Consider the following 23,130-nt stretch of genomic DNA (forward strand, 5'->3'; position numbering starts at 1 on the left):
AATGTACAGGTAGCATAGTCTTGATTCAAAAAGAAACCCCATGAAATACAGTATGGAGGAATATGCAACATTTACAGGTAAACGAACATTGTTAAATAGAAAACGATACAGTAAAAGTACATGTTACAGTAATAGAACAATTTACAGTAATAGAACAATTAGTTAAAAGCGCTCACGAAACTGTTGAGCGCTTTTTGTTTTTATACGGCAAATCGTTTCTGCTCAGATGTTGTCCTGACTGTCTGGTTTTTTTTAGCTCGTCTTTTTAAGGCAAACTTCTACATTCTATTATTGAAATAATCACTTGAGTGTTATGCTCTCGCCGCCCTTTTTATCAGCGACTTACCTCTTACCCGTTTATTATGGATTTAATCAAACTTTCTCGAATTAGCATGAAGCACCTCGTGACGTTACATGTCATGCTCGATACTTTGAGTGTCACTAGCAGTGCAGAACGCTTGTGTGTTAGCCCTTCATCCGTTAGTAAAATATTGGCACAATTGCGAACTAGCCTTGGTGATGAATTGTTTTATCGTCATGGCAACCGTTTAGTGGCAACGCCACTAGCTCGCAGGTTAGGGCCAACCGTTCATCAAATGCTCAGTGACATGAATCAATTATTGACTCAAGAAAGCTTTGACCCGGCCAAGCATAAAGGGCGTTTCTCGTTAGCTATGCGTGAAAGTACTTTTGAGTTATTGGCCGCAAAGCTGACGGCAAAGGTATTGCAAGCAGCGCCGAACGTTAGGTTGGAGATTTGGTCCAAGGAAAGCTTGGGCTTTGATGGGCTGGCAAACGGTAAGCTTGATTTTATCTTATTGCCCCACGACTTAAGCCAGCCGCCTAAGTTGACCAACAATTTGGTTTGGCAGAGCATATTGCATGATGAGATGGTGTGCTTGATGAACCCTAGGCACCCGTTGGCGGCGCAAGATCTAACCGTAGATGGGTATCTCTCTTTTGATCATATCGGCATATTTGATACAGACCTGAGTGTGCCTTTTTTTGAGTTACAACTGGCTCAAAAGCACCAAAATAGGCGTGTTGTCATATCCGTTGCGGATTTTGGCAGTGCGGCTCTGATGTGCCATCAAACAGATTTGTTGTTTACGTGCTCTAAAAGATGGGCTCAGCGGGCGATGCAGGCGAACGGACTGGTTGCTAAGCCGTTACCGTTTGACTATGGTGAGGTCGCGTATAGCTTGGTTTGGCATCAACCCAGCTTGAATGACCCTGCGCTGCGCTGGCTACATGAGCAAATCATGAATCTGGATATCAATGAAGCCAACTAACGCTGCTTTCTATGACAAACCGATGTTAAAGGACGTGCAGTAACGGAGATGTTCACAACTAGAATTCGATGGAAGGCTTACCTTTAGGTCGAAGCGAGTTGTGATAGAGGTTAGATATAGACAGACGGAATGACAAGGTCTTTGATTCCTTGTTGTTTGAACTTCGTCACTAGGCTTTGCATGTCACTTTGAGCACAGTTCAGCCAGCTTTTAGCTTGCCCAACAACCGCATGATTGCTGTATGCATTGATTTTAATTCTGGGTAATGGGCTTAAGGTTTTCAAGTATTGGCTTAGTGCGCTGGCATGTAGTTCGAAGTCTGATTTTCCCGGCACATGGAGCAAACGTATTTCATGGAGCTTATTGTGTTCGTTTAACAAAGTTATCGACTGGAATACTCGATGGTTATTGCGGTTGGTTAGCCATAAGTGAGTTTCTGGTTGCCATGACTTTATGTCGATCATCGCACCATCCATGACTGGAATTAACGCTTGCCACCCATTAACGCCTAAGCTGCCATTGCTGTCTACAAAACAGGTTAAGTGTTTGAGTTGTTTGTCGCCTTTAATGGCTCGGAAGAACTCGATGATGAACTTGAGTTGTAAGGTGGACTCGCCGCCTGTCATGGTGATGCCGGATAAAAATAGATGGTTTTGCCGAACAACCTCAAGCAATTCGTCAACGCTGTATCGCTCAGTTTTAGGGCTAGATTGAAAGCGGCAAGTTGCAATGCATTGGTCACATTGAATGCAACGCGCTTCGTTCCAAGTAATGGTTGGTTTCTTTAAGGGCTTCGTTTCGTGTTTTACCCAACTAATCGCATTGGTCGGGCAGGTGTCCATGCATTCCCCGCAATGATTACAGTGATTAATGGTGCTAGGGTTATGACAAGTTTTGCAGTCGTAATTACATCCTTGTAAGAATATGACCAGCCAGTTTCCCGGCCCGTCTACACAAGAGAACGGCAGTATTTTACTTACTACCGCTTCTGTTGTTCGCCGTGCAGTATTTGTTGCGGGCATACCTGCTTAGCTCACTCTGTTTACAGTAAGCGAGTGGTGCCCTTTGAGTGCTTGATAAGGTGTATGTTCATTGCTTATCACTCTTGGTGCTCGATTCAATATTCCCGTATTTTGCGCCGCTTCTGCTGCTAAACCAGTCGTGTTCACTCTGGAACCCTTCTCTTTAAATGCCTTGATATCTGACAATTTGACCATGTAACCGGTAACGCGAACCAAGTCGTTAGAATGGACGTTGGCCGTGAACTCTCGCATGCCAAGCGCTAAGCTGCCTTTGCAAATTTGATACATGGCTTCAGGGTTATCTTTGACGGTTTCATCGATGGTTAGGATGTCGCTGATCCCTGATGTGTAATACTGGTGGTGAGGTGCAACTGCTTTTAGGTGAGTAATAGGGTCCGGTTCTTGGCCGTAACGGATACGTACCCCTGGAGTGACTTCGTGATCTAAGCTGATCCCCCCTTGTGCATGTAGCAGCGCTCTACCGTTATAACCGTGAGTGACTGGGGTGTTTATTACAATATCACTCAATGCAGCAGAAATGCGATAGCTGAGCTGGTTGGCTACTTCGTTGCTGCCATACGTCACCTTAATGCCTTCTTTTTCAAGCAGCAGCTCAACCGCTTCTGCCATACCGTAAATACCAAACATAGGTGCAAATCGTTTTTCTTCAACGAGTGACTCGTGCACTAAGAAGCTGCTAAAAAAATTGGATTGTTCATGCAGGAATTGAGTTCTGGCCTCGATCAGCTGAAATGCTAAGTGACTAAAATGCGGTAAAGACTTTTCAAAAAACTGGCTAATGCTCTCAGAGGACTGCGCTACTTTTTTTAGGTTCATTCGTACCAACGTATTAGCACCCCCCGCTAAAGGCAGAGAGTTGTAACAGCTCACGATACCAAAGCCTTTATCATCAAATGCCTTTGCATGAATAGGGAAGTTGGCGATATGAGGTTTGCCCGTTAGGCAAATATTGTTATTGGCTACACGGAGGAGATCATCTGGTGTTTGCTCAGGGTCGTACATAAACGTTAGATTCGGAGCAATTTGCTTCAACTCAGCATCTATCGCTAAGATAGTTCTACAAATAATGTTATCGGTTGGGCCTATGTTTACATGCATAAATGCGTCCGGGAGAGTGCGATCCAGCATTATCCAAAACAATTTTAGTTTTTTGTAAATCTGGTTTGCATCTAAGTCATTTACATAAGGCAGTAGTACGTCATCCAGTTGACCCAGATAAACAGGAATATTGGTTACGGAAGGTACGTGGTGATAGAGAATGGTCAGCGCATTGAGTGCTTCGTCTAAATCACGAGCAGGTTCTAGCTCTAAATATTCAGACCCTTGTTGAAGAAATTTGGCGTAGTCTGGCAATACGTAACGAGGTTTGAATGGTGCATTGCCTTCAAACATATCGCAGATGATGCCCGCATCCATAGCGGCTCTTACGTATTTAGACAGCGGGACGTAGGGCATGGCCGCATCGGCTTCCTGCGCAAGATGGTTGCTTTTTTGTTTGGCAGAAAGCGTAGGGTTTGTTGCAATATCGAGTAGTGATTTTGGTAGCGTCATGGTTATTATCCATATAACTTTTATGGATAAGAGAGTACAAGGTATAGTGTATTTCCAAAAGTGAAAAACAAAGAAAGCGCTTTGTCGTTTATGGAAAACCGTATGGGAGGGTTGGGTGGTAACGACAACTTGTGATTGGTACAAGTTATGCGAATACGGCAACAAGAGTAAAAAGGCCCGTCAGAAAAGTCATCGGGGCGTTCAAATAGAAGAATTAAACTCAATTACATTGGTCTAATGAAGGCTCGAATGCCTAGCTTTGTGACTAGAATCGATAGTTAATGCCAGCGTAGACTTGCTTAATATCTAATCCTAGATCTACCTTCTCATTGACAATTTCGGTCATATCATAAACAGGTTTGGTATATTCCCAGTTAAGGCGTACTGAAAGATTGTTCGTAAAAAGATATTCCGCCCCTAGACCAAAAGCTGTGGAGAATGTACTGACATCGACGGCCATAGAGCCGTTGTCGTTAGAGCCAGTAGCATTGACAAAACTGTATCCTACACCCGCCTTAGCGAAGATATTAAATTTATCGTAAAGCGGGAACATAACTTTTGGTTGAAGGCTAATGTATTTTATTGAATTGATAGAGGCTTTGTTACCATCGCCGAGATCCACTCTAATTGTGCCAATATTGCCTGCAACCACTTCTGTGCCAAAGTATCGGCTAAAGTTATAGCCAGCGTAAGCTCGTATAGCCATTGAATTTTGGTCTAGAGCCAATTTTCTGCTTTCCTCTAGAGTACTAACCTCTACGTCACCAAAGGATGCTTGCCCTGCGCCGAAACCGACATAGCCTTCAGCAACAGCTGAACCAGATATAATGCTCATTGCCACTGTTGCCAATTTGAGGATGTTTTTGTCTAATTTCATATTACCGCTTCTCCGTTAAATATGTGCTTCAAGAACGGATGGTATTATGGTGATAAAGATCACATTTAACAGGAACAGCTTTGCATGAGTTTTTCCCTATTTCTATAAAAAATAATGCGGGGTTGTTTGGAATAGCCTTGTGTGTGATGTGATAATTTCTTTGCTTTCTTGTACCCATAACTTTTCAAAGGAATTGTATCCCCTTGAATTGAAATAAACGCCATTTAGGTCGGTGTTGCTATTTTGAAAGTTAATACCGAGAAAAAGTGGAGTATAAAGGTGCTTTTCGGTTAATTTTTGTTCAATTTCTAGCATTTTTTTATCAGGGGAATTGGATTCTGCTGCATTGCTTATGTTGTGGAGGTAGCTTTTAAACTGATCATCGTTATATAGAAAGCGAGGGCATGAGGAGGTAATAAGCCATTCATAGTAACCGTAACTTTTGGGTTGTTCTATTACTTCTTCAATTAATAAAAGGTCTGCGTGATCTTTTACCGAACGGGGGTTACTGACGTCTTTAAGCTCAATTGATTGAACTTCTACCCCAGTTAATTGAATTTGTTGTTTAACCCAGCGGGAAAGTTGAAGAAGATAATCCATTGTCCATTTTGGCTCTGCAATAACAACCTGTCCGTTTAGGCGTGGAGGTTCCACACTGTTAAATTTAGATTGGTTTTCTGTCAATGACATGCCATTTACGGGTGTACCAAGGGTAAAACTGCTTCTAGAGTCCGATAGATATTGCAGTAGTACTTTCAGTGAGTCATGTGTTATTTGACTTTTTATTCGGTGCTGGCCACAGATATAAGAAAAGCTGTTGATCTGCTGGTTTCCATGCGTCGTTGAAGCTTGTGGCTTGCGGTCAGATGGCTGGCTTTGTTTGTGATCAAGAGTCAGCCTATTTAGGATGGCTGTTTGCCCAAAATAGCTGCCGTGTTTTTCTAAAACAATTTTATTCTTAGCCCAATCGTTAACTTTAAAGGGGCCTGTACCTACATTAACACGATATCCAGAACTGAATTTTTTCTCTTCCGGAAGAGCAATACCCGAGCAGGGTACGGTTAATGCGTAAGGGAATAGTGGATTGGGCTGATTTAGCTCGATTAAAATAGAGTTGTTACAACCTAGCGTCATTTGTTTTATTTGGCTGAATAGATACTGCACCGGCCCTTTTACCTGCCGAGTATTATCCAAACTAGCAATAACATCTAACGTACTTAGCCGCTGCCCAGTGTGCGTATTGATGTCTCTTCTGATCCAAAGTTGTAGCACTTTACCGTCAAATGCCCAGTCGTGTGCGAGTCTTGGTTGTAGGGAACTATTAGCGTTTTTGGCTAATAATGTATCGTAAATGCTGCGAATGATTTGTAGCTCTGAGTGACGAAAAGCAGTTAGCGGATTTAGAGTGTTGATTTTGGGGTAATCGGTGATAAACAGGCTTTCATAGGGGCTCCCTGAATGGTTATTAGCTTCAGTTGCCAATGAAAGTGCTTCGAGTGCTGTTTGTTGATATCGTTCTAGTAATTTAACGATCAAGTGTGTTCTGTTCGCAGAGAGCTCTTCCTGCATAGTTTGCATAAGAGCGTCACGTAGTGAGACATTTAGGCTGAGGGAACTGGTTTTGCTTCGGCCAACTGAGGGAGACCATGTAACCCAATTTATTTCTGTTAATTTACGCATGATATTTGAGATATTTCTGCGAGAGCACATCAATATTTCTTCTAGCAAATCAAGTGTAGTCTCGTGTGGGGTATTAATGCTGTATTTTGAGGTGAGTAGCTTAATTCGGCGTAGGTTTAATTCGTTCATGATGTGACAGTAGTACGGGTTGTGGGCGCAAGAAGCTATCATTTGTAATATTTTGTTGCAATAGCATAGGTTATAAGTCTTATATGGCTTCTGTTCATTTATAAATACACTTAATCAGAAGAGTGATTTTATCAGTTGAATTTACAGAGAAAAGCTCCGTCAGTGAGAAAGTACGGGGCGAAATAAATATAGAAACTATCAGCAGGACTAGGTAACGCCAGTTGATAGCCTATTAAGCAATCAGTTCTTGTGCTGTTTTATCAATCTTTACATTTGTACAACCAAACACTTTGAATGGCTCGCCAGCTGGACTGGTTCGCTAAACGGTGTCATGCCGATGATCTTGCCATCCAGTTTACCCAGATAAACAGGAATATTCGTTACGGAAGGTACGCGGTGATAAATAATGATTAGAGCACCAGATCACGACTTCCGGCCTGATGTCATGTTGAAAGCTGCTATTCGATTTAAGAGTGAGCAGATAGGGTTTGATTGCAGGCCTTGCTGAAGGAAAGTCGTAACAGCGTAATGGTTATGGCAATTCTATGAATCAGCTTTTTTGAGTACAATTTACACAAGTGTATATGTGGACTATTATAGTGATATCATCCTCACGAGGACTTGTCATGAGTTTAGCAAGCGAGCGTAAGATTACTTCAAAGGCTATGTCAGTAGCCGGATTCAGAACTGCTGACAATATACTATCGATTTGGGGCTGTTCTGCGCAACAATGCCAGAATGTAATGAAGGTCTCAAAATCGTCTTACCACAAGTTTAAGGCCACTCCCGAATCAGCAAACCTTAGTGATGATCAGTTAGAACGGGTGAGCTACATTCTGAATATTCATCAAGCATTGCGTATCGTGTTCAGTAATCCATCAAATGTGAGTGGGTTTATGAACATGAAAAACAACAACGATTTCTTTGCTGGTCGAACTCCTCTAGAGATCATTAACTCAGGCACCTTTGGCGATCTCTACGAAGTAGCCAAGCGTATCGATGCTCTCAGAGGTGGTTTATGGGCATGAGTGATCGTACTCTGCAAGGTTACCGCCTAATTAACACGAAGTACCCACCTATCGCATTATTTGACGATGTTGCCAGTTCTGAGGATTTCGAGGTTTTATATGCACTGCAAGCATTAACTAATCCCCGGTTAAAGGATGAAGTCGGGGATTTAGCGTTAATTGACTCAAAAGAAATTCCGTATAACTGCACTCGAAATAGGAGTTATGCGGTTGCGCCGTTTACTCATATAAACCCAAAGGGAGGTCGATTTAATGATGGTTTCTTCGGAGCTCTATATATTGCTTCCAATGAAGAAACTGCAGCCATGGAAGTAAAGCATCACCAGCAAAGGTATTGGATGAATGTTGAGGGGTTGGAATATGATAGGTTTCTATTTCGCGGTCTAAAGGTTACCTCGTCGCCTGACTCGCTACATGTTGTCACTCATGATGACAACGACATTCTCGACCCTAATATCTATAGCGCTTCTCAGCAATTGGCCCGTGATGTTAAAAAGAGAGGTATACAAGGAGTGCAGTATCCTTCGGTAAGATCGGACAAGGGAACCTGTTGGGCGCTATTCACTCCAAAACCTGTATTGGACATTGTGCAATGCTATTTACTTGAAATGATATGGGACGGCTCAAGTGTCTCTGAAGTGAATAAAGTGAGTAAAGTAAATTTATAATGCCAACCCAACCTAGGCCTACATCAATCGGGTGCGGACTCGTTTTCGATTTCTAGCTCCTTAGGCTAGTCGTCGTTTAGCTTAGCGTTTTCAATCGCGATATCTTCTGATTTAATTCTAGAGGAAATGTTTGACTCAGCGTCAAAAATCACTGATGTGGATCAGTAGAGGATCGGTCGCAATATTAAACAGTTTATTAGGTAAGGTCATGGATTTTTTCCATATCATTTTATAGGTAATAGCTTATCGTAGGATAGTCTTTCTAAAAAATACAAATAAATCTGGCGAGGATGCCTGATAGATGTAGGTTATCAGGCCGGAATGCTATTAAATAGTAAAAGTTAGAAATTAACAATTATAGGCTCATAAAGATAACTTATATGATATGAAACATAAGTTTTATTTATACTCTCAGTAAAAAAGTTAATTGGTCGGTATAAAGCATCATTGATAAAGTCCTTTTTTTCAACTAATGAATTTCTTATTAATTTAGGTCATTCAGATAATGAGACTTTTCCCAATGAGGTTCAATAAAGTAAGTATAATAATCGTGTTGCTCATCACGGCATTTTCAGTACAATCCACTACGTTGCCAGCTCCGGTATGGCATACCATGCATTTAAGTGATGGTAGTACTAGAGAGCTAAGACTGATGGGTTCACAAGATATGTTTTGGTATCAGGACCGAGATGGTAATTTATATATTCAGCACTCGAATAAACAATGGTATTTTGCTAAATATCAAATGGAAAAAGAGTCTGTTATTTCAACCGGTATATTAGCATTAGGCGATTCAATAATACCGGCAGAGTCGAATTCTAACAATAATCCAATTAAACCGTTGCACCTAGAAGTATCATATCATCGTCCTATTGGAAATAAAAAACAACAGAAGTCGTTAATGCGCAGTGAGTTTCCGTGGATGGGAGTACCTAAGAGCGAATTCACTGAACAGCCTTTATTGGTGGTACAGGTGAGTTTTTCTGATGAAGTGATAGAGAATGATTTTCAATCGATAATATTTTCAGAAAATCAACAAAGTGTCCAAGACTATTTTCTGAAAAACAGTTATGGAAACTATAAGGTTATACCTGCTATTGAGAATCAAGGGACCATCAATGATGGTGTTATAGATGTAACGTTAGATGTAGTTCACCCCAACTGCCATTCAAAATCAGATAACACGTGTCAGAGTAAGCTAAACAATGTGTTTACTAAAGCATATGAAGAACTGGATAGCGACTTTGATCTATCCCTTTATGATATTGATAATGATGGAAGTATTGAACCCCAAGAACTTTCAGTAATGTTCATATTTGCAGGGAATGATAAATCCAGTGGTACGAATAAAGTACCGACTATTTGGCCTCATAAATATGGTCATAAGTCAGTGATGATAGATGGTAAACGGATCAGCGCTTATTGTTTATTTGCTGATTACCAACATGACCATCAGTCAACGATGGGCGTAATCGCCCATGAACTGGGCCATCTGATGCTGGGGTTGCCAGATCTTTATTCATATAAGCATCACGGTTCGATAGGACAATGGGGATTGATGGGAGGTGGTAGCTGGGCGAAGAAACCAGATGATCAATATTCAGGACAAACTCCCGTTAACATGTTGGCATGGAGTAAGGAAGCGTCAGGTTTTATTGAACCACAGATTTTGTCTGGAAGTGGCCAAATCGAAGTGAAAACTAAAAAAGGAGAAAGTGTCATTTATCTCGATCCTTACCTAAAACAGTTTGGACCTAGAGCTTACGTTGAAAATAGACGTAAAACTGGATACGACGAAGCATTGCGTGGAGAAGGGTTATTGGTTACCGCTGTCAATATTGATAATCAATTTAATAGTTCAGGGCCCATGCAGGTACAGATCCTCCAAGCGGATGGTGATGGACTACTAGAAAGTGGCCGCTCATCGGGGGATTCAGGAGACGTTTTTCCTGGAAGAGATGCAGTCACACTGCTATCTGATACCTCAACACCTTCTCTTACGAGCGTAACCAATGGACGAAATACTCACATCACTTTGTCCGACATAAATAGTGATACTCAGAGAGCGAGCTTTTCGTTACTTGTTCCAAATACCGACCGTAAATCGTCTTGGGTAACGACGTTTGGACGAACTTATCCAAGCTACCAGTCTAATACAAATGTGCTGGGTTTCACCATTGATGTGGCAAAAGAGAATATGGAGTTAGTGGGAGTACAGTTTTATGCAAAGAGCACAACGGTAGCGCTGCCTATGTTCTACCGACTAATTGCGTATCCATATCAGTCTCGTTTTGGCCAAGCGCTTATCAATGAGGATGAAGCGCGGTTACTATCTCGTGGAGTCGCACCTCAAGGTGGCGGACAAATGGTGTTTGACAGCCCTATTGAGCTTGAACAGGGAACTCAGTTGTTAGTTCTTGAAGTTGAGAATGGAACTCCGGAGTATTCAACACAATTTCTAGATGCATACCTAGGTGACGGTAGGCGAAAAGAACAGTTTTTTGGTCATTTATCTGAGTATAAAACGAATGGGTTAAGACGTGGGTTTAGCCGGAATTTTCCGTTTGCCGTTCTATTCGAACAGCCAATAAAAAATGTGGTTGCTGCGATTGATGATGTTATTGAAACAAGTGAAGACACGGCAGTTCGACTCAATTTAAAAAACAATGATACTAATATTGTCGATAGTAATAGTCAGTCAATCGAACTAGGTAAACGGCCAATAAAAGGCACAATAAAGGATGGCTTCTACTATCCTTCGCCAAACATTTTTGGTCAGGACGATTTTACTTATCGGTTGGTTGACCAAGAAGGAAATGTGACAGAATATGCGAACGTAAGGATTGATATTAGCCCCGTTAATGATCCACCGATATTTGTTATTGATGAGAAGACTGTGGTATCTAAAGCTGGGCAAAAAGTAACATTCTTGATATCAAGCATTACAGATGTCGATTCGGAATGGCATCAAATCAGATGGTCATTAAGTGAAGGACGTCCAGTTATTTTGAATGGCGCTAATACTAAAACGTTAAGTATAACGGTTCCGAACGACGCACAAAATGGTGAGAAGTATAAAGTGGCTGTTGAAGTGACAGATCAACAGGGAGCGAAGGTGACACAGTATGTTACGGTATTGGTTGAGCAAAAGAAAATTAAACGATTAGACACTCAAACATTGTCGATTACAGACGGAGATCAGGTAACCATAACGCCACGTACTGGCGGAACAATCCACCATTTGAAAGTACTCGAATCTCCAAAACAAGGGATTGTTAACGTTGTCGGTAATCATTTAGTTTATCGCGCATTGTCCGGATATAAGAACGTACAGCGTAGCTCTATTAAGTATTACGTAATACTAGACAATGGCGATGAATTGGAAGGAAATATAGAAATTAAAATCTTGCCTAAGAAAACACTAAAGACAACGTCGAAAGAAGATGATTCCTCAGGAGGAAGTACGTCTTTGATAATCGTCGTCATGCTGTGCCTATTTGGAAGGTTATGTAAACACATAAAGTCTAATTAACATCGAGAAAGAGCTATGTAAATAGCTCTTTTTTTTCGCCATTTCCTTTTGAGCCATTTTAAAACTTACACCCGATATATCTATTATTACACCATGTGATACTAAACATGTTTTGTGTGAATCTAATTGCTTATATGTGTTGCATTGCTTCCATAGTTAAAATAATTAATGCTAATGTACTATCATCAAATTTGAGACAGTAGCTGATTTTATGAACTATTTCTGTATGGAATTTTAGCGGGAAAGACGTTTTATTAGGATAAATTAGCTGCTTCGTTATAATTATGTTGTCAGTCATTAGCAGCAAGGGATACATTTGTAGTGACTTCCGGTAACTGCGCACTTGATTCGCTATGTCGATTGTAAGTAATAATGATGATTTGTTAATTGATTGCTTTCGGTAGAGTCTGTGTATTGATTGAAGTGCATATAAACATTATTTATGAGTGCATAAGTATTGTTTTTTTGTATCTGAATGACACTATTGTTATTTTGAGGTTGTTTATGCATAAGAATAATTAATAAGAGTACACAACATCGGGGTAGTTCGCACCATGAAAACCGTCAATAGATCCATCGACGTCAAGTATCTTAGAACATTTTCACATGTTGCCAAGCACAAAAGTTTTACGGCTGCAGCCGAGTCTCTATTTATGACACAGCCTGCGGTATCTCAACATATAAAAAAAATTGAAAGTACGATAGGGGCAAGTATTTTTGATAGAAAGGAGGGATTTCTTCTCACAAAGCATGGAAAGGTATTGTTGGAATACGCCGCTGAAACAATGTCGATGTACGAACGGTTATTTGAAGATCTAGAAAAAGTAGAATTACGAGACCAGTTTAATATTGCAATAGCAGAGTCTTTTTGTACCGAGATGGTTGAAAGGGTGATCAATGAGTTTCGCTTACTAAATAACATTGATTTATCCATCAATAGCTTTGCAAGCTATACATCGTTAGACGCGAGTCGTTATGATCTCATATTTTCTATGGACAGAATGTCACAAGAGAATGGAAAATCTTATCAGCTGAATACTGTTCATTACGTTATAGCACACTCAAAAATGTTAGACCCTTATGGCTGTTACCCTCAGCGAGTTGTCTTTTGTAATACACTTTCTATACACTGATTTATGTTTAAAGCGTGGCCGTCAGTACCATTGCGAAGCACTGACGGCAGCCGTCAGGCTCTTTTAATATAAATCGTACAATGCGCATTAAGAGACTCTCATCATCTCGATACTTAGCGCTACTGCATATATGACTATCTTTCATGGTGTGCCTCTGGCCGTCCGTCCCTAACAGCACAAAAGCGGGTATGTTATTTCGATAACATACCCGGTCAAAGAAAAATAGCCTCCTTTCTGCAAAGCTGCTTTGCTTTATAGCCTGAAAGCATGGCGAGGAAGAGGAGGGCGAAGACTGAGCAACGACGATAACGAGCGATGCGAGGTCAGAGCCCCCGTCTAGTATTACGGGGGTACTTTCCACCGAACTATCCATTTCGACAACTATTCGCAAGTGTAACGCGCCAGTGTTTGAGCGCTAGCGAGTCTTACTCCAGTTCCCTCCAGTTCCACCGTGTTAACTTTTTGAGGCTGTTTTTTTATGGATCATGTCGCTTTTTGCTTCTGTTAGATATTCATCAAATAGGAAATTTGCAATATCTGTCCATCTTACAGATTCTTTAGTTTCATAGCTTACATCGATTGCAACTCTTTCAAGTTTCATTTTTGTTGATTCACTAACTCTTAGTGATGTGTATTTTTTGGTCATATGAATACCGTTTCGTGATGTTATCTATGTATTTTAGTATGCAAAGATACTTAATTCATGGAAATGCTTGCATACATGCATATTTAGCGGTTATCTTCCTATTAAAATAACATTGTATGCATGGCTACGGGCGTTTTATGGGAAATATATCAACAAAAAGTTTTGCTTGTTCGGACTGTGGGCAAGTGTACGAATCACCAACGGCCTGTTGCTGTCCGTTTTGCCGTTCTGGTGTGGTTCGTCAGTTCCCTGTTGATGCTGAGCAAATTCATGCTCGACGTTCTTACGCGCATTACTCCAAGCCCAATGCCTACCGCTCAAAAATTGAAGCTAAGAATCCTGAACTGATTCCGACCTATCCCGATATGTCCAACTCTATCGAGGGTTACGCTTCTTCTCCGGTGATTATCGATTGGTTAGCGTTCACGGTGAAGCTGGCTGATTTTCGTCACTGCTCCAAGGGTGGGGACTTCTCTGGCATTCCTTTTCCTACTCCGCCTATTTTGCCTACGATTTGTGCCCGTTCTGCTGCGGATGTGGAGTCAGTTCAAAACTTCCATCACTCGATGTACGGCGAATATCTGGAGCAAGTTGTTCGTATTTTCATTCAACGAATCCTTGGTTTTGCTTTCGGTCCATTAACGGGTCGTGTGTTCAATTTCTATGATGATTCCTTCCTGTTGTTCTCCGAAGACGGTGAAGAGTTATTAGGTCGCGTGGGGATTGGCGGAAATCGAGACACAATTCATTTTTCCATATCAGGGGCGGGGTGTAAGCATCTGTTTTCTAATCGTTCCCGTGAGTTTGTTCATCACTGGTTAGCTAACGTTCTTGGTGTGAGCTTGCTTTCGCGCATTGATTTGGCTGCGGATGATTTTGACGGTGTTTGGACGTGTGAAGCGGCTGAAAAAGCGTTACTCGATGGGGGGTTTTCTCGCGCTCGTGGTCGCAGTCCTGTCATGGATAATGGTGACCGTGTTGATTTCAAAGATGGCAAAAAGATATTTCTTCGTGAGGCTCGTTTCTTTGGCTCTCGTCAGTCCCTGGTCTATTGGCGTGTGTACAACAAAAAGCTTGAGCGTGGTATCGATAAAGACGGCTTTACTTGGTATCGGTCTGAAGTTGAACTCAAAAAGTTTACCGTTGATGTTTTGCTCAATCCAGTTGGGTATTTTGTTGGCTTGAATAGTTACGCTGCGTCGATTCTTCCTATATCGGTTGAGCCTGTTAAGGCCATGACCTCATTAAAAAAGCGGGTTGCTTGTGATTTGATTTCGGCTTGTCGTCACGCAAAAAAGCAGTATGGCCGCTTAGTTAATTCGTTACTCATCTTCTACAAGGGCGATTTGCAAAAAGTAGTGTCTAGCCTTGTTCGGGATGACAGTTCTCTTTCTTTTCCATCAGCTCACCAAACGCTGATTAATTCCTTGGAGTAATACTATGTCCCATTCAGCTATCCAACATTACAATCCAGAATCGGATTCTGGTGTATCGCATTTTACACCGATTCAACTGCTTCAACTAACAAGGCCAAGTTATAAGACGGCTTTTGTTAAGCGTGGTGATGAGACTCATCTTCTTGTCTATTTGAATGACGACCAAGGCTTGCCATTTGTGCGCATTCCTTGTGATGTATTACTTGGAGCGGCTAAGGCTTATGAATCGTGTTGAATTTATTCCATACTCTTTCGAGGATTTTCAGCGGGTTGGTAGAAATGGGGCGATTCGTGCAGGTTACCAGCCTTACTCTCATGCTGAGGATAGTTTTCTTATGGAGAATTACCAGCAAATTCCTATTGCTGAGGTTTCTGGTGCTTTGGGGCGTTCTAGGGGGTCTATAATTGCTCGCGTTAAGAAGCTTGCTCGTGATGGTTTTATGTCTTATAAGCCGACTTATCTTAAAACACGTTATACAGCTCAAGAAGATAAGTTTATTATTGCTAATCAAGCTTCTATGTCTTTTCGTGAGGTCGCAACTGCATTGGGGCGCAATCTTGGTTCGGTTAAATATAGAGCCAGTAGGTTGGGGGTTTCTTACGCTAAAATTTCCGATTCGCATCATAGGACGAAATATACAGCTGATGATGTTGAATTGATGCGGCAATTGCGGGATTACGGTTTAAGCTTTGTTGAAATTGGGGATAAATTTGGTGTCGCAGCCTCGCAGGCTCGTAGAATCTGTAATTTTGAATTGAGACTTTATCAAGATAGGTCTGACTTTCTGTTATCTTTGCAATGCCAGCTTTCTGCTATTGATTCTAATAATTGAGTAATCATTTTCTATTTTTGATTGCTCAAAATTCAATATTGATTTGAGGTGCTCTCCATACTTTTTGGGGGCGCCTTTTTTATTGTCCGAAAATCAGTAGTTGTGTTAATGGATAAATTTAATATCAGCATTCCTCTATGCGCTTTTAAAGCTTAGTTAGGCTTTGTTGGGTGGTTCTGCCTTACTGACTCCCTTAAGTCTCTTAGTGCGCATTATATACACTGATTTATGTTTAAAGCGTGGCCGTCAGTACCATTGCGAAGCACTGGCGGCAGCCGTTAGGCTCTTTTAATATAAATCGTACAATGCGCATTAAGAACCGAATTAGTGAATGGATGACATACTTTCCGCACAGACCCGATAGGGATAAGGGCATTACGCAAGACTATTATGGTCGTTCTGGCCAGACTGCCCGATACGCGCAAAGCGCCCCCAAGTTAAGACACCGCGATAAACTTCCTTTCTCATTGCTAGAACCACCCTTGCAGAGCCTCACAGCACCAAAGGGGCGTTTTGCTACTGCAACCCTACGATTTTACCAACAATACAGACTCGACGACTGACGACGAACAAGGACGGCGAAAACTGAGCAAGGACGGTGAGAAGGAAATAGGAGAGGCCATTTATATTTGGGAAGGGGCCCCGTTTCGACGGGGAAGGGCTCCAAATTAAATGGCGTTTACTTTTCTATTCGCGATCATTTGTTTCTGAACCCGACCGTTTTTTGAATGTTTTTGGCTTGGTCAAAATTTCACCAAATTGAGTTGGGGTTACTGTTACACCCCAACTAACTCCTGAATTCAGGAATTCCTCGTCGTTAATCGATGTCTTTTTTTGCCATTTCTTGTGTTCTTCCAGCGAAATGTCTAAATCCAAAAATTTTTCCATCTTCATTTTCAATGATGTCTTGCATACTTTTAGCTATGCAATATTTATCGATGATTTCCAATAGAATGTTTTTATCTCGTTCTGGGAGTTTTTGCATTCTTTCTAAAGCAATTGTCAATAGACCATCTAGGTTGGTTTTTTCCGTATCAGATAGTAGTGCGTTTGGCGTGCATTCCAATGCATTCATTAGTGCATATATAGTGCTAAGCTTGGGGTCTGTATCGCCTCGCTCTACTTTGGATATTTGCCCCAATCTTATTCCGCAATTATTAGCCAATTGACCTTGCGTCCAGTTTTTATCTCGCCTTATTCGCTTTAAATTTTCACCTATAGACACAATATTCCCTCCAATTGTTCTTGTAGGGTTAATTATAACCCTATACATTAACCCTATCGGATAAATTGATTCTTTAGGGTTAATTTTATTCACACTACAGGGCTATTGACAGGGTTTCCATTTGTTCTTTATTGACCAACTTTTCATGCAACAAGATCACCATGAGGGGAACTTACCTCTCGTGGGTCGTCATGTCATTGAACGAGTGGAATTAGAAACAGGTGAAAAGCTACCACCGTCAGTAAATCAAAAAGTTCTAGAGGGTTCATTCAGTACTAAGCTGACCATTCGATGTGACGGTACTCGTGTTCGTGTCGAGGGGAATCCATCTCGCTGGCAACGAGTAGATAACCTTTTTGGCCTAGAGAAATTGGATGATTGTGTTGCTGTTTATAACCATGTATTAGCTTCTTGTGGCTTACCGCCTTTCACTAAAAATACACGATTTAAGCACCGTCAATCCGCAGATAACAAAGCATCATCTTTGATTGGTAACGGCGCTGAAATCACACTGATTGACTGGACTCGAAATCATGCAGTAGGCAAGGGCATGGAACAGTCTTTTATTCGTGGTCTTTCTTCTATGCAGATAGGCCGAGGTCGAAAACCAAAGCTTTATCCGGATGGCAATACATGCAATTGGTCTGAAGGGTCAAATTGGCAAATGGATAAGCTATATAGAAAAGCCGTTGAATTACAACGAAACTTATTAAAAGCACAAAAAAGAAAAGGAGGTGTAGCACCAGAGGTTTTGGAGTATGTCACCAGATTAATTGAATATTGCGAATCATTCGGCGTTGTACGTGAAGAACACAGCCTAAGACAACTATTATTGAAACGACACAACCTACAGTTCTACGGCAACGTAACCGAACAAGATTTCTACCACCACCTACAAGACATCGAGAACGCCATGAAAACCATACAAATATCACACGACGAACACCAATCCATTGCTCACCAGCTTTTAGCTGCTGGCTCTGTTGATACCTTGCGTAAAGCAAATGTAACTATGAGTTATTTTACCATGTGGCAATACGGTACTGACTTAAGAGACATCTTGTCACTTTCCAATTTTTACGTACACAAAGCCCGACTTAAAACGATAGGCATTGATATTGGACAGAAATTCGATGTGAGCCGCATGTGCCCAACACTCAAACGCTCTGAAATCATTGAAGTTAAACCACTTGAAATACCGCCTTGGTACAAAATGCCAGTAGTCGCAGAAACCAACATTTTACCTTTCAAAGCATACGCATAGGGCTATCACCATGTTAAAAATAGAAATTTTTAAAGAAGACATTAAATCAACACCAAGAACCATGCCGGGCAAAGATGGAAAACCACCGCGCACGATTTACGAGCAAGACGCGTATGTATTTTTAGAAGGTCGGTTTCCGACATTGACCAAGGTTCAATTAGAAGAAGGTCAGCCACCATATCAAGCGGGGCTTTATACGTTTCATGCTTCGTCATACATCGTCAATCACTTCAATACGGTTGAATTGAAAAAATACGGTAAAATGATTGTCCCAATGGAGCCTGAACTATGAGTATTCCAACCCCTGAGCAAATCAAAAAAGACGCTAGATTACCTGAAAATGCTAACTTTCATGGCTGGTTAATTCACAACCCTGAATGTGATGATTTTCTTTTCAAGTACAAAGACGGTGCTCATGTCATCAGTAAGAAGTGGTGTCGATTGCCAGACGCAGCGATTCGCTTTAATCGTTATACGAGAGCGCTTAAAGTTTTGCAGAATTTAGAACTGGATAATCTAGCGATTATTGTTGCCGCTTTCGACCTTGGTAGTCAGATTATTGTGATTGGCCCTGATGTGTTTCAAGAGCGAATGTCTTTACCATCCGACAATCCATTTAGAGCGGGTCACCTTAACCGCTAAATAGCAAAGCCCGTATCTGCATCAACAGTTACGGGCTTTTTACCACAACCAACTAAACTGGAGTTGATTATGACCGTTAAAGAATACACGTTAACTGACCTAGAAGTGAAGATTAATGAGATTTCAAATATCTCGGTATTTTTAGGTACAGGTTGCTGTCCAAAAGAGATTGCTTTCAATTTACAAGATCATATGCATGATGAAATTGTGAATTTACAAGGTATGCTGAGCTTCATGCGTATTTACCCACAAATCAAAGCCCAAGAACGAGCAGAATCAAAACTCAAAACTGATGAATCAAAAGTCTAATTTGATTCCTTTCATGGCTTTAGTGCGCATTATTAGTCTTATGTTCAAGAATTGCTAAATGACTACAACATTGACCCCTCGCACGTATCTAGTTGGGTTAGTACCAATTCATCGCGATTATTGAAAAATGAACTAGAAACGAATGGAACGATTTTAATTTTTCCTGAATGGTCGGTTAGACATAATGATTGTCAAAAAATAACATTACGTCAGAAAGTTAATATGTACGTGTGGTGTAGTGATGAAATATCACAAGAGTTGGAAATACTAGGGATTAAGGAAAGGATACAAGAAATATTTGAGATAAATAGTATTGATCATTGTAAGAATGACCAAATTTTATTTAGCTAAATAAGTAAATAGACATAGTACTAAACAAAAAACAACTTGAAGCAATAGGTATTCCATAAGGAATGCCTTTTGTTAAGGCGCATTTCTCATTCCATCTGCTTAAAATAAACATTATTATCAGTTGAATCCCCCCAAACATCCCTATAGTGACCAACGTTAATGTAACTAAGCTAGGGTGTATTCCCAGTATTAACGAACATAGTAGCTTAACGTCTCCGGCCCCGAAAACACCTAAGAACCAAAGTACAATTAAAATAATGAAAGTTATAAACATAATTGTAATGGAGTAGGATAAATGGCCGTTTATTAGCGCGATCGCTACGTTTGTAACCAGTGCCACTTTGCATAATCTATTGGGGGTTATTCTATACTTTCCATCATAAATACAAACCAAAATAAAGATCACAAAATTTAGTGATATAAGTAAGGTTTCGAAAAAATATTCTATATTCATACAAGTACTTTATCCATAGAGATAGTGAAGATCAATACAATAGTCAGTAGAGTTTTTTATAGGAGTATAAATATATTTTATGATGCTTGTGATAAGTTGATGTTATACGATCATAATAATTATTGATTGGAATGGGAGTTAGTATTCAGGTAACTTTTGGCACGCACAATCAATATTAAGCCATTAGGCAAAAGGAACTTTAGAGGATTATTATGTACTATCAAACTTTAGCAAAGCTAGCTGAACTTAAAATGAAATTTGAAGATGACGTTCGTGGTGTTACCGCTGTTGAATATGCAATTATTGCTGTTGTTATGTCTGCGTTAGTTCTTGCTGCATTTCAAACGGATGCGTTAAAAAATGCTATTACAGGTGCACTTACCGCTGTTACAAAAAACCTAACCGACGCTACTGGTAGCTAATCTAGATCCGTCTGATTAATAACATAAGGGGCTGTTGCCCCTATTTTATCCGTATTTTAGGTTTACTATGAATCGAGTAGTTATTCTTCTTCTTGTCGCTTTTTCCATTTTCTCGACACTCATATATATAAATATGAATTATATCTCACATGAAGACGAGTCATCAGAATATGTTGTCGATCAGGAACCAACGTTTGCAGTTTATGTTACCAGTATAAAGGTTGAACGATCGCAAACAGTTGAAGCATTTTTATTCTCTGAAAAGCAGCTAAATCAATCCGATTTAAGTGGTTTTCAATACACTCCACCTGAAGAGCTGGTAGTGAAACCAGGGGCAATTTTTAAAAAAGATCTGGTGGCTGGGACATTATTAACACAAGGAATGATTTCGAATCCGGGTGATAGGGATTATATCCTCTTGTCATTAAAAAAAGGTGAGCTACCTTATTTTTATGAAGTTAATGGTATCGGAGTTGTTCAGATCTCGGCGTTAAACACCGGTGAAAAAGTTAGCTTTGTTTCAACCACTTCTTCTACATCTAATTTATTGGAAACTGGATATGGTGATATCGGTGATCTAATCAGCAAAGTAATCATTAGTGGTGCACGAGTTCTTCAAGTAATAAAAGGCAGTGAAGATAGCGACGCAGAAGATGCCGAAGATAAAACATACAGCTTAGTTATCGCTTTGAAGATGCGAGATGTACTAAAGCTTGAGATGGCTCAGAAAATTGGTGATGTGAATATTATTCCATCTGAAATAGAAAATCGTTATTTATCTATCCGAAGCAGCGACTTATTAGAAAATCAGTTTGGTGTTCGGGAATTACGTGGAAAAGAATAACATGAATTCAAAGAAAAACCGACTAGCATTATTTCTATGTGGGATTTTGTCGTGTCCATTACTTGCCTCTGAACTCATGAATTTGGATCAGGGTGCGGCAAAGACAATAAATTTAAAAAGACAAATATCAACAGTATTTGTCGCTAATCAACAGATAGCGGATTATAAAATCATTGATGATAATAAAGTTGTCGTTTACGGCGTCGGTCAAGGAACAACCTCTGTGATCGTTTATGATCGAGGTGGCAATGAAATCTACAATGCAGAATTAGTGGTAAATAAAAGCCTCAGATTATTGAAGCAGACTTTAATCGCCCGTTTCCCTGATGAAAATGTAACAGTGTCAAATGTTGGTGACCAAGTGGTATTAGACGGCATTGTTGGTAGCGAGGAAATCAAACAAAAGATTTATCGCCTTGTTGGGGAAATGCTTCAAAAAGACCGTCGTCGTAATACCTATGAGCTAAAAGATGCGGACGGTGAGGCGATTGATGAACTTAATTACACAACACAGTACACCTACGAGCAAGTAATCAATAACTTAAAGGTTCTGACCACTGAACAGATTAATGTAAAGCTTACCGTTGCCGAAGTTTCAAGCACCTTTCTTACTGAGCTTGGGGTTACTTACAGCGACAGTGGAGAACCAGGTACTTTTGTTAACAAGTTACTAGATTTTACTGCGCAAGATATCGTAGCTGTCATTTCCGCAAGTGGTGACGATAAAATCGGGCGAGTATTGGCAGAGCCAAATTTGTCTGTTATCTCAGGTGAACAAGCGAGCTTTCTTGCTGGTGGCGAAATACCGATAGCAGTACGAGATGAAGACGGCATCACCATTACTTATAAAGAGTATGGCGTCAAATTAGCCATGGTCGCTAAAGTGACAGACACAGAAAATATTCGACTTACCTTGCTCCCTGAAGTCAGTTCTATTGATGAATCGAATAAAACAACGACCGGTCTCATTTCTGTTCCTTCATTAAGAACTCGTCGGGCTCAAACAACCGTCCATTTAAAAGATGGGCAAAGCTTCGTTCTAGCAGGTCTATTGACCTCAGAAGAACGGGAGTCGTTAACTAAGATCCCAGTCTTAGGTGCTTTATTTAGCCACACATCAACCAATCGATCTAAAACGGAATTGATTATTGTTGCAACAGTCAACCTGGTTGATCCCGTAGAACCTGAACAAGTTAAGTTACCGAGCTTTAGACGTACGAGTGATCTGGAGAGATTGCTCAAACTGGATCTATCTGAACTTAATGAACCGGAATTGGAAAATACAATCAGTAAAGGAGGGTTTAATTAATGAGATGGATGCTTGTTTTCTTATTCACATTATTTAATGTCGGATGCTCTCAAGTCGATGCAACAAACTCAAGTGTTATCGATCAATTAGAAGAGCGTTTAGAATTTGATAAAACGGAGGGGGCTGATGCGGTATCCCGGTCAGTGGAATTTATCCGTGAACTAAACAAAAGAGAGTCAAAATCTACATTTCTCGTGCAATACAAACCAAATTCAAGTGAATTTGTAGCCAAGCTCCGCGATAGGTTCAAATCAATTGGCATAAGTAAAGATAGATACAAAATAGAACTGGCCAAAGACGGGCAAGGGAAAAATATTTTCATTATTGGGCGATACGTACGTATTCAAAGTAGCGATTGTGGCGTCATAACGTTCTCGCATCGAGAAGAATATCAATTCGGGTGTAGCGTGGAGCACAATCGAAATATCAGTTTAGTCAACCCAATAAAGAAGGCTCAATAGC

General features: G+C 40.5%; 23 protein-coding genes and 1 pseudogene. 16 read left to right on the forward strand and 8 right to left on the reverse strand.

Annotated elements, in window-relative coordinates; all coding sequences use genetic code 11:
• The first annotated feature begins 362 nt into the window (after positions 1–362).
• Entirely contained in the window at positions 363–1,292 is a 930-nt protein-coding gene (locus tag VTAP4600_RS22020; protein WP_102525492.1) for a LysR family transcriptional regulator, read from the forward strand.
• 110 nt (positions 1,293–1,402) lie between these two features.
• Here the strand turns inward: VTAP4600_RS22020 and VTAP4600_RS22025 are convergent, their stop codons facing one another.
• From VTAP4600_RS22025 to VTAP4600_RS25835, 5 genes are all read right to left on the reverse strand, one after another.
• The gene (locus VTAP4600_RS22025; RefSeq protein WP_231898005.1) at positions 1,403–2,263 is read right to left on the reverse strand and encodes a YjjW family glycine radical enzyme activase; all 861 of its coding nucleotides are present in this window, start codon (positions 2,261–2,263) and stop codon (positions 1,403–1,405) included.
• A 57-nt stretch (positions 2,264–2,320) separates the two neighbouring features.
• On the reverse strand, positions 2,321–3,886 hold the full coding sequence (locus tag VTAP4600_RS22030) for a YjjI family glycine radical enzyme (protein ID WP_102524885.1): 1,566 nt from the start codon (positions 3,884–3,886) through the stop codon (positions 2,321–2,323).
• Between the two features lie 265 nt (positions 3,887–4,151).
• Positions 4,152–4,763 carry an outer membrane protein gene (locus tag VTAP4600_RS22035; protein ID WP_102524886.1) on the reverse strand — a complete coding sequence of 204 codons (612 nt, stop codon included), beginning with the start codon at positions 4,761–4,763 and terminating at the stop codon, positions 4,152–4,154.
• 102 nt (positions 4,764–4,865) lie between these two features.
• Positions 4,866–6,572, reverse strand: coding sequence for an SgrR family transcriptional regulator (locus VTAP4600_RS22040; protein ID WP_172443206.1), 1,707 nt, complete (start codon positions 6,570–6,572; stop codon positions 4,866–4,868).
• A 267-nt stretch (positions 6,573–6,839) separates the two neighbouring features.
• Positions 6,840–6,983, reverse strand: coding sequence for a glycyl radical enzyme domain-containing protein (locus VTAP4600_RS25835; RefSeq protein ID WP_145958623.1), 144 nt, complete (start codon positions 6,981–6,983; stop codon positions 6,840–6,842).
• 215 nt (positions 6,984–7,198) lie between these two features.
• Between VTAP4600_RS25835 and VTAP4600_RS22045 the strand changes: the two genes are divergently transcribed.
• The 4 genes and pseudogenes from VTAP4600_RS22045 to VTAP4600_RS22060 form a co-directional block, all read left to right on the forward strand.
• Entirely contained in the window at positions 7,199–7,600 is a 402-nt protein-coding gene (locus VTAP4600_RS22045) for an MbcA/ParS/Xre antitoxin family protein (RefSeq protein ID WP_102524888.1), read from the forward strand.
• Complete coding sequence (locus VTAP4600_RS22050; protein ID WP_102525493.1) at positions 7,597–8,268, forward strand: RES family NAD+ phosphorylase; 672 nt, start codon at positions 7,597–7,599, stop codon at positions 8,266–8,268. The genes VTAP4600_RS22045 and VTAP4600_RS22050 overlap by 4 nt, the downstream gene beginning before the upstream one ends.
• Before the next feature lie 520 nt (positions 8,269–8,788).
• The gene (locus VTAP4600_RS22055; protein ID WP_231898007.1) at positions 8,789–11,800 is read left to right on the forward strand and encodes a M6 family metalloprotease domain-containing protein; all 3,012 of its coding nucleotides are present in this window, start codon (positions 8,789–8,791) and stop codon (positions 11,798–11,800) included.
• A 554-nt stretch (positions 11,801–12,354) separates the two neighbouring features.
• Positions 12,355–12,924: pseudogene (locus VTAP4600_RS22060) on the forward strand (LysR family transcriptional regulator); the annotation flags it as partial.
• 463 nt (positions 12,925–13,387) lie between these two features.
• Here the strand turns inward: VTAP4600_RS22060 and VTAP4600_RS22065 are convergent.
• Positions 13,388–13,579, reverse strand: coding sequence for a hypothetical protein (locus tag VTAP4600_RS22065; RefSeq protein WP_102524889.1), 192 nt, complete (start codon positions 13,577–13,579; stop codon positions 13,388–13,390).
• A gap of 137 nt (positions 13,580–13,716) precedes the next feature.
• On the opposite strand from VTAP4600_RS22065, the gene VTAP4600_RS22070 reads away from it, so the two are divergent.
• The 3 genes from VTAP4600_RS22070 to VTAP4600_RS22080 are packed head-to-tail and all read left to right on the forward strand — an operon-like array spanning position 13,717 to position 15,848.
• Positions 13,717–15,015, forward strand: a complete 1,299-nt coding sequence (locus VTAP4600_RS22070; RefSeq protein WP_102524890.1) for a replication initiation factor domain-containing protein — start codon at positions 13,717–13,719, stop codon at positions 15,013–15,015.
• A 4-nt stretch (positions 15,016–15,019) separates the two neighbouring features.
• Positions 15,020–15,250, forward strand: a complete 231-nt coding sequence (locus VTAP4600_RS22075; RefSeq protein ID WP_102524891.1) for an RNA-binding protein — start codon at positions 15,020–15,022, stop codon at positions 15,248–15,250.
• A complete protein-coding gene (locus VTAP4600_RS22080; protein WP_102524892.1) occupies positions 15,237–15,848 on the forward strand; it encodes a DNA-binding protein in 612 nt (203 codons plus the stop codon). The genes VTAP4600_RS22075 and VTAP4600_RS22080 overlap by 14 nt, the downstream gene beginning before the upstream one ends.
• Before the next feature lie 817 nt (positions 15,849–16,665).
• On the opposite strand, the gene VTAP4600_RS22085 is transcribed toward VTAP4600_RS22080, so the two are convergent.
• Entirely contained in the window at positions 16,666–17,166 is a 501-nt protein-coding gene (locus tag VTAP4600_RS22085) for a helix-turn-helix domain-containing protein (RefSeq protein ID WP_102524893.1), read from the reverse strand.
• A gap of 28 nt (positions 17,167–17,194) precedes the next feature.
• Here VTAP4600_RS22085 and VTAP4600_RS22090 point away from each other — a divergent pair, with 28 nt between their 5' ends.
• From VTAP4600_RS22090 to VTAP4600_RS22105, 4 genes are all read left to right on the forward strand, one after another.
• Complete coding sequence (locus tag VTAP4600_RS22090; RefSeq protein WP_102524894.1) at positions 17,195–18,337, forward strand: phage/plasmid replication protein, II/X family; 1,143 nt, start codon at positions 17,195–17,197, stop codon at positions 18,335–18,337.
• Between the two features lie 10 nt (positions 18,338–18,347).
• Positions 18,348–18,629 carry a single-stranded DNA-binding protein gene (locus VTAP4600_RS22095; protein WP_102524895.1) on the forward strand — a complete coding sequence of 94 codons (282 nt, stop codon included), beginning with the start codon at positions 18,348–18,350 and terminating at the stop codon, positions 18,627–18,629.
• Positions 18,626–18,979, forward strand: coding sequence for a hypothetical protein (locus tag VTAP4600_RS22100; protein ID WP_102524896.1), 354 nt, complete (start codon positions 18,626–18,628; stop codon positions 18,977–18,979). The genes VTAP4600_RS22095 and VTAP4600_RS22100 overlap by 4 nt, the downstream gene beginning before the upstream one ends.
• 69 nt (positions 18,980–19,048) lie before the next feature.
• Entirely contained in the window at positions 19,049–19,288 is a 240-nt protein-coding gene (locus tag VTAP4600_RS22105) for an RstC protein (RefSeq protein ID WP_102524897.1), read from the forward strand.
• A 343-nt stretch (positions 19,289–19,631) separates the two neighbouring features.
• On the opposite strand, the gene VTAP4600_RS22115 is transcribed toward VTAP4600_RS22105, so the two are convergent.
• Positions 19,632–20,093 (reverse strand): A24 family peptidase, encoded by a 462-nt coding sequence (locus tag VTAP4600_RS22115; protein WP_102524898.1) that lies wholly within the window; start codon positions 20,091–20,093, stop codon positions 19,632–19,634.
• A 212-nt stretch (positions 20,094–20,305) separates the two neighbouring features.
• On the opposite strand from VTAP4600_RS22115, the gene VTAP4600_RS22120 reads away from it, so the two are divergent.
• The 4 genes from VTAP4600_RS22120 to VTAP4600_RS22135 all read left to right on the forward strand — a co-directional run bounded on the left by VTAP4600_RS22120 (position 20,306) and on the right by VTAP4600_RS22135 (position 23,129).
• Positions 20,306–20,515, forward strand: a complete 210-nt coding sequence (locus tag VTAP4600_RS22120) for a Flp family type IVb pilin (protein WP_102524899.1) — start codon at positions 20,306–20,308, stop codon at positions 20,513–20,515.
• A gap of 67 nt (positions 20,516–20,582) precedes the next feature.
• Positions 20,583–21,359 carry a pilus assembly protein CpaB gene (locus VTAP4600_RS22125; RefSeq protein ID WP_102524900.1) on the forward strand — a complete coding sequence of 259 codons (777 nt, stop codon included), beginning with the start codon at positions 20,583–20,585 and terminating at the stop codon, positions 21,357–21,359.
• Position 21,360: 1 nt separating this feature from the next.
• Positions 21,361–22,668 (forward strand): type II and III secretion system protein family protein, encoded by a 1,308-nt coding sequence (locus VTAP4600_RS22130; RefSeq protein ID WP_102524901.1) that lies wholly within the window; start codon positions 21,361–21,363, stop codon positions 22,666–22,668.
• Positions 22,668–23,129 (forward strand): ATPase, encoded by a 462-nt coding sequence (locus VTAP4600_RS22135; RefSeq protein WP_102524902.1) that lies wholly within the window; start codon positions 22,668–22,670, stop codon positions 23,127–23,129. Before VTAP4600_RS22130 ends, VTAP4600_RS22135 begins: the two co-directional genes overlap by 1 nt.
• Position 23,130: the final 1 nt, after the last annotated feature.

Origin of the sequence: Vibrio tapetis subsp. tapetis (assembly GCF_900233005.1) — a bacterium.
Taxonomy (GTDB): domain Bacteria; phylum Pseudomonadota; class Gammaproteobacteria; order Enterobacterales; family Vibrionaceae; genus Vibrio; species Vibrio tapetis.

Coding starts and splice junctions, on each gene's coding strand:
- VTAP4600_RS22020 (WP_102525492.1), top strand. CDS start 363: ATGGATTTAATCAAACTTTCTCGAATTAGCATGAAGCACCTCGTGACG.
- VTAP4600_RS22030 (WP_102524885.1), bottom strand. CDS start 3,886: ATGACGCTACCAAAATCACTACTCGATATTGCAACAAACCCTACGCTT.
- VTAP4600_RS22035 (WP_102524886.1), bottom strand. CDS start 4,763: ATGAAATTAGACAAAAACATCCTCAAATTGGCAACAGTGGCAATGAGC.
- VTAP4600_RS22040 (WP_172443206.1), bottom strand. CDS start 6,572: ATGAACGAATTAAACCTACGCCGAATTAAGCTACTCACCTCAAAATAC.
- VTAP4600_RS22045 (WP_102524888.1), top strand. CDS start 7,199: ATGAGTTTAGCAAGCGAGCGTAAGATTACTTCAAAGGCTATGTCAGTA.
- VTAP4600_RS22050 (WP_102525493.1), top strand. CDS start 7,597: ATGAGTGATCGTACTCTGCAAGGTTACCGCCTAATTAACACGAAGTAC.
- VTAP4600_RS22055 (WP_231898007.1), top strand. CDS start 8,789: ATGAGGTTCAATAAAGTAAGTATAATAATCGTGTTGCTCATCACGGCA.
- VTAP4600_RS22065 (WP_102524889.1), bottom strand. CDS start 13,579: ATGACCAAAAAATACACATCACTAAGAGTTAGTGAATCAACAAAAATG.
- VTAP4600_RS22070 (WP_102524890.1), top strand. CDS start 13,717: ATGGGAAATATATCAACAAAAAGTTTTGCTTGTTCGGACTGTGGGCAA.
- VTAP4600_RS22075 (WP_102524891.1), top strand. CDS start 15,020: ATGTCCCATTCAGCTATCCAACATTACAATCCAGAATCGGATTCTGGT.
- VTAP4600_RS22080 (WP_102524892.1), top strand. CDS start 15,237: ATGAATCGTGTTGAATTTATTCCATACTCTTTCGAGGATTTTCAGCGG.
- VTAP4600_RS22095 (WP_102524895.1), top strand. CDS start 18,348: ATGTTAAAAATAGAAATTTTTAAAGAAGACATTAAATCAACACCAAGA.
- VTAP4600_RS22100 (WP_102524896.1), top strand. CDS start 18,626: ATGAGTATTCCAACCCCTGAGCAAATCAAAAAAGACGCTAGATTACCT.
- VTAP4600_RS22105 (WP_102524897.1), top strand. CDS start 19,049: ATGACCGTTAAAGAATACACGTTAACTGACCTAGAAGTGAAGATTAAT.
- VTAP4600_RS22115 (WP_102524898.1), bottom strand. CDS start 20,093: ATGAATATAGAATATTTTTTCGAAACCTTACTTATATCACTAAATTTT.
- VTAP4600_RS22120 (WP_102524899.1), top strand. CDS start 20,306: ATGTACTATCAAACTTTAGCAAAGCTAGCTGAACTTAAAATGAAATTT.
- VTAP4600_RS22125 (WP_102524900.1), top strand. CDS start 20,583: ATGAATCGAGTAGTTATTCTTCTTCTTGTCGCTTTTTCCATTTTCTCG.
- VTAP4600_RS22130 (WP_102524901.1), top strand. CDS start 21,361: ATGAATTCAAAGAAAAACCGACTAGCATTATTTCTATGTGGGATTTTG.
- VTAP4600_RS22135 (WP_102524902.1), top strand. CDS start 22,668: ATGAGATGGATGCTTGTTTTCTTATTCACATTATTTAATGTCGGATGC.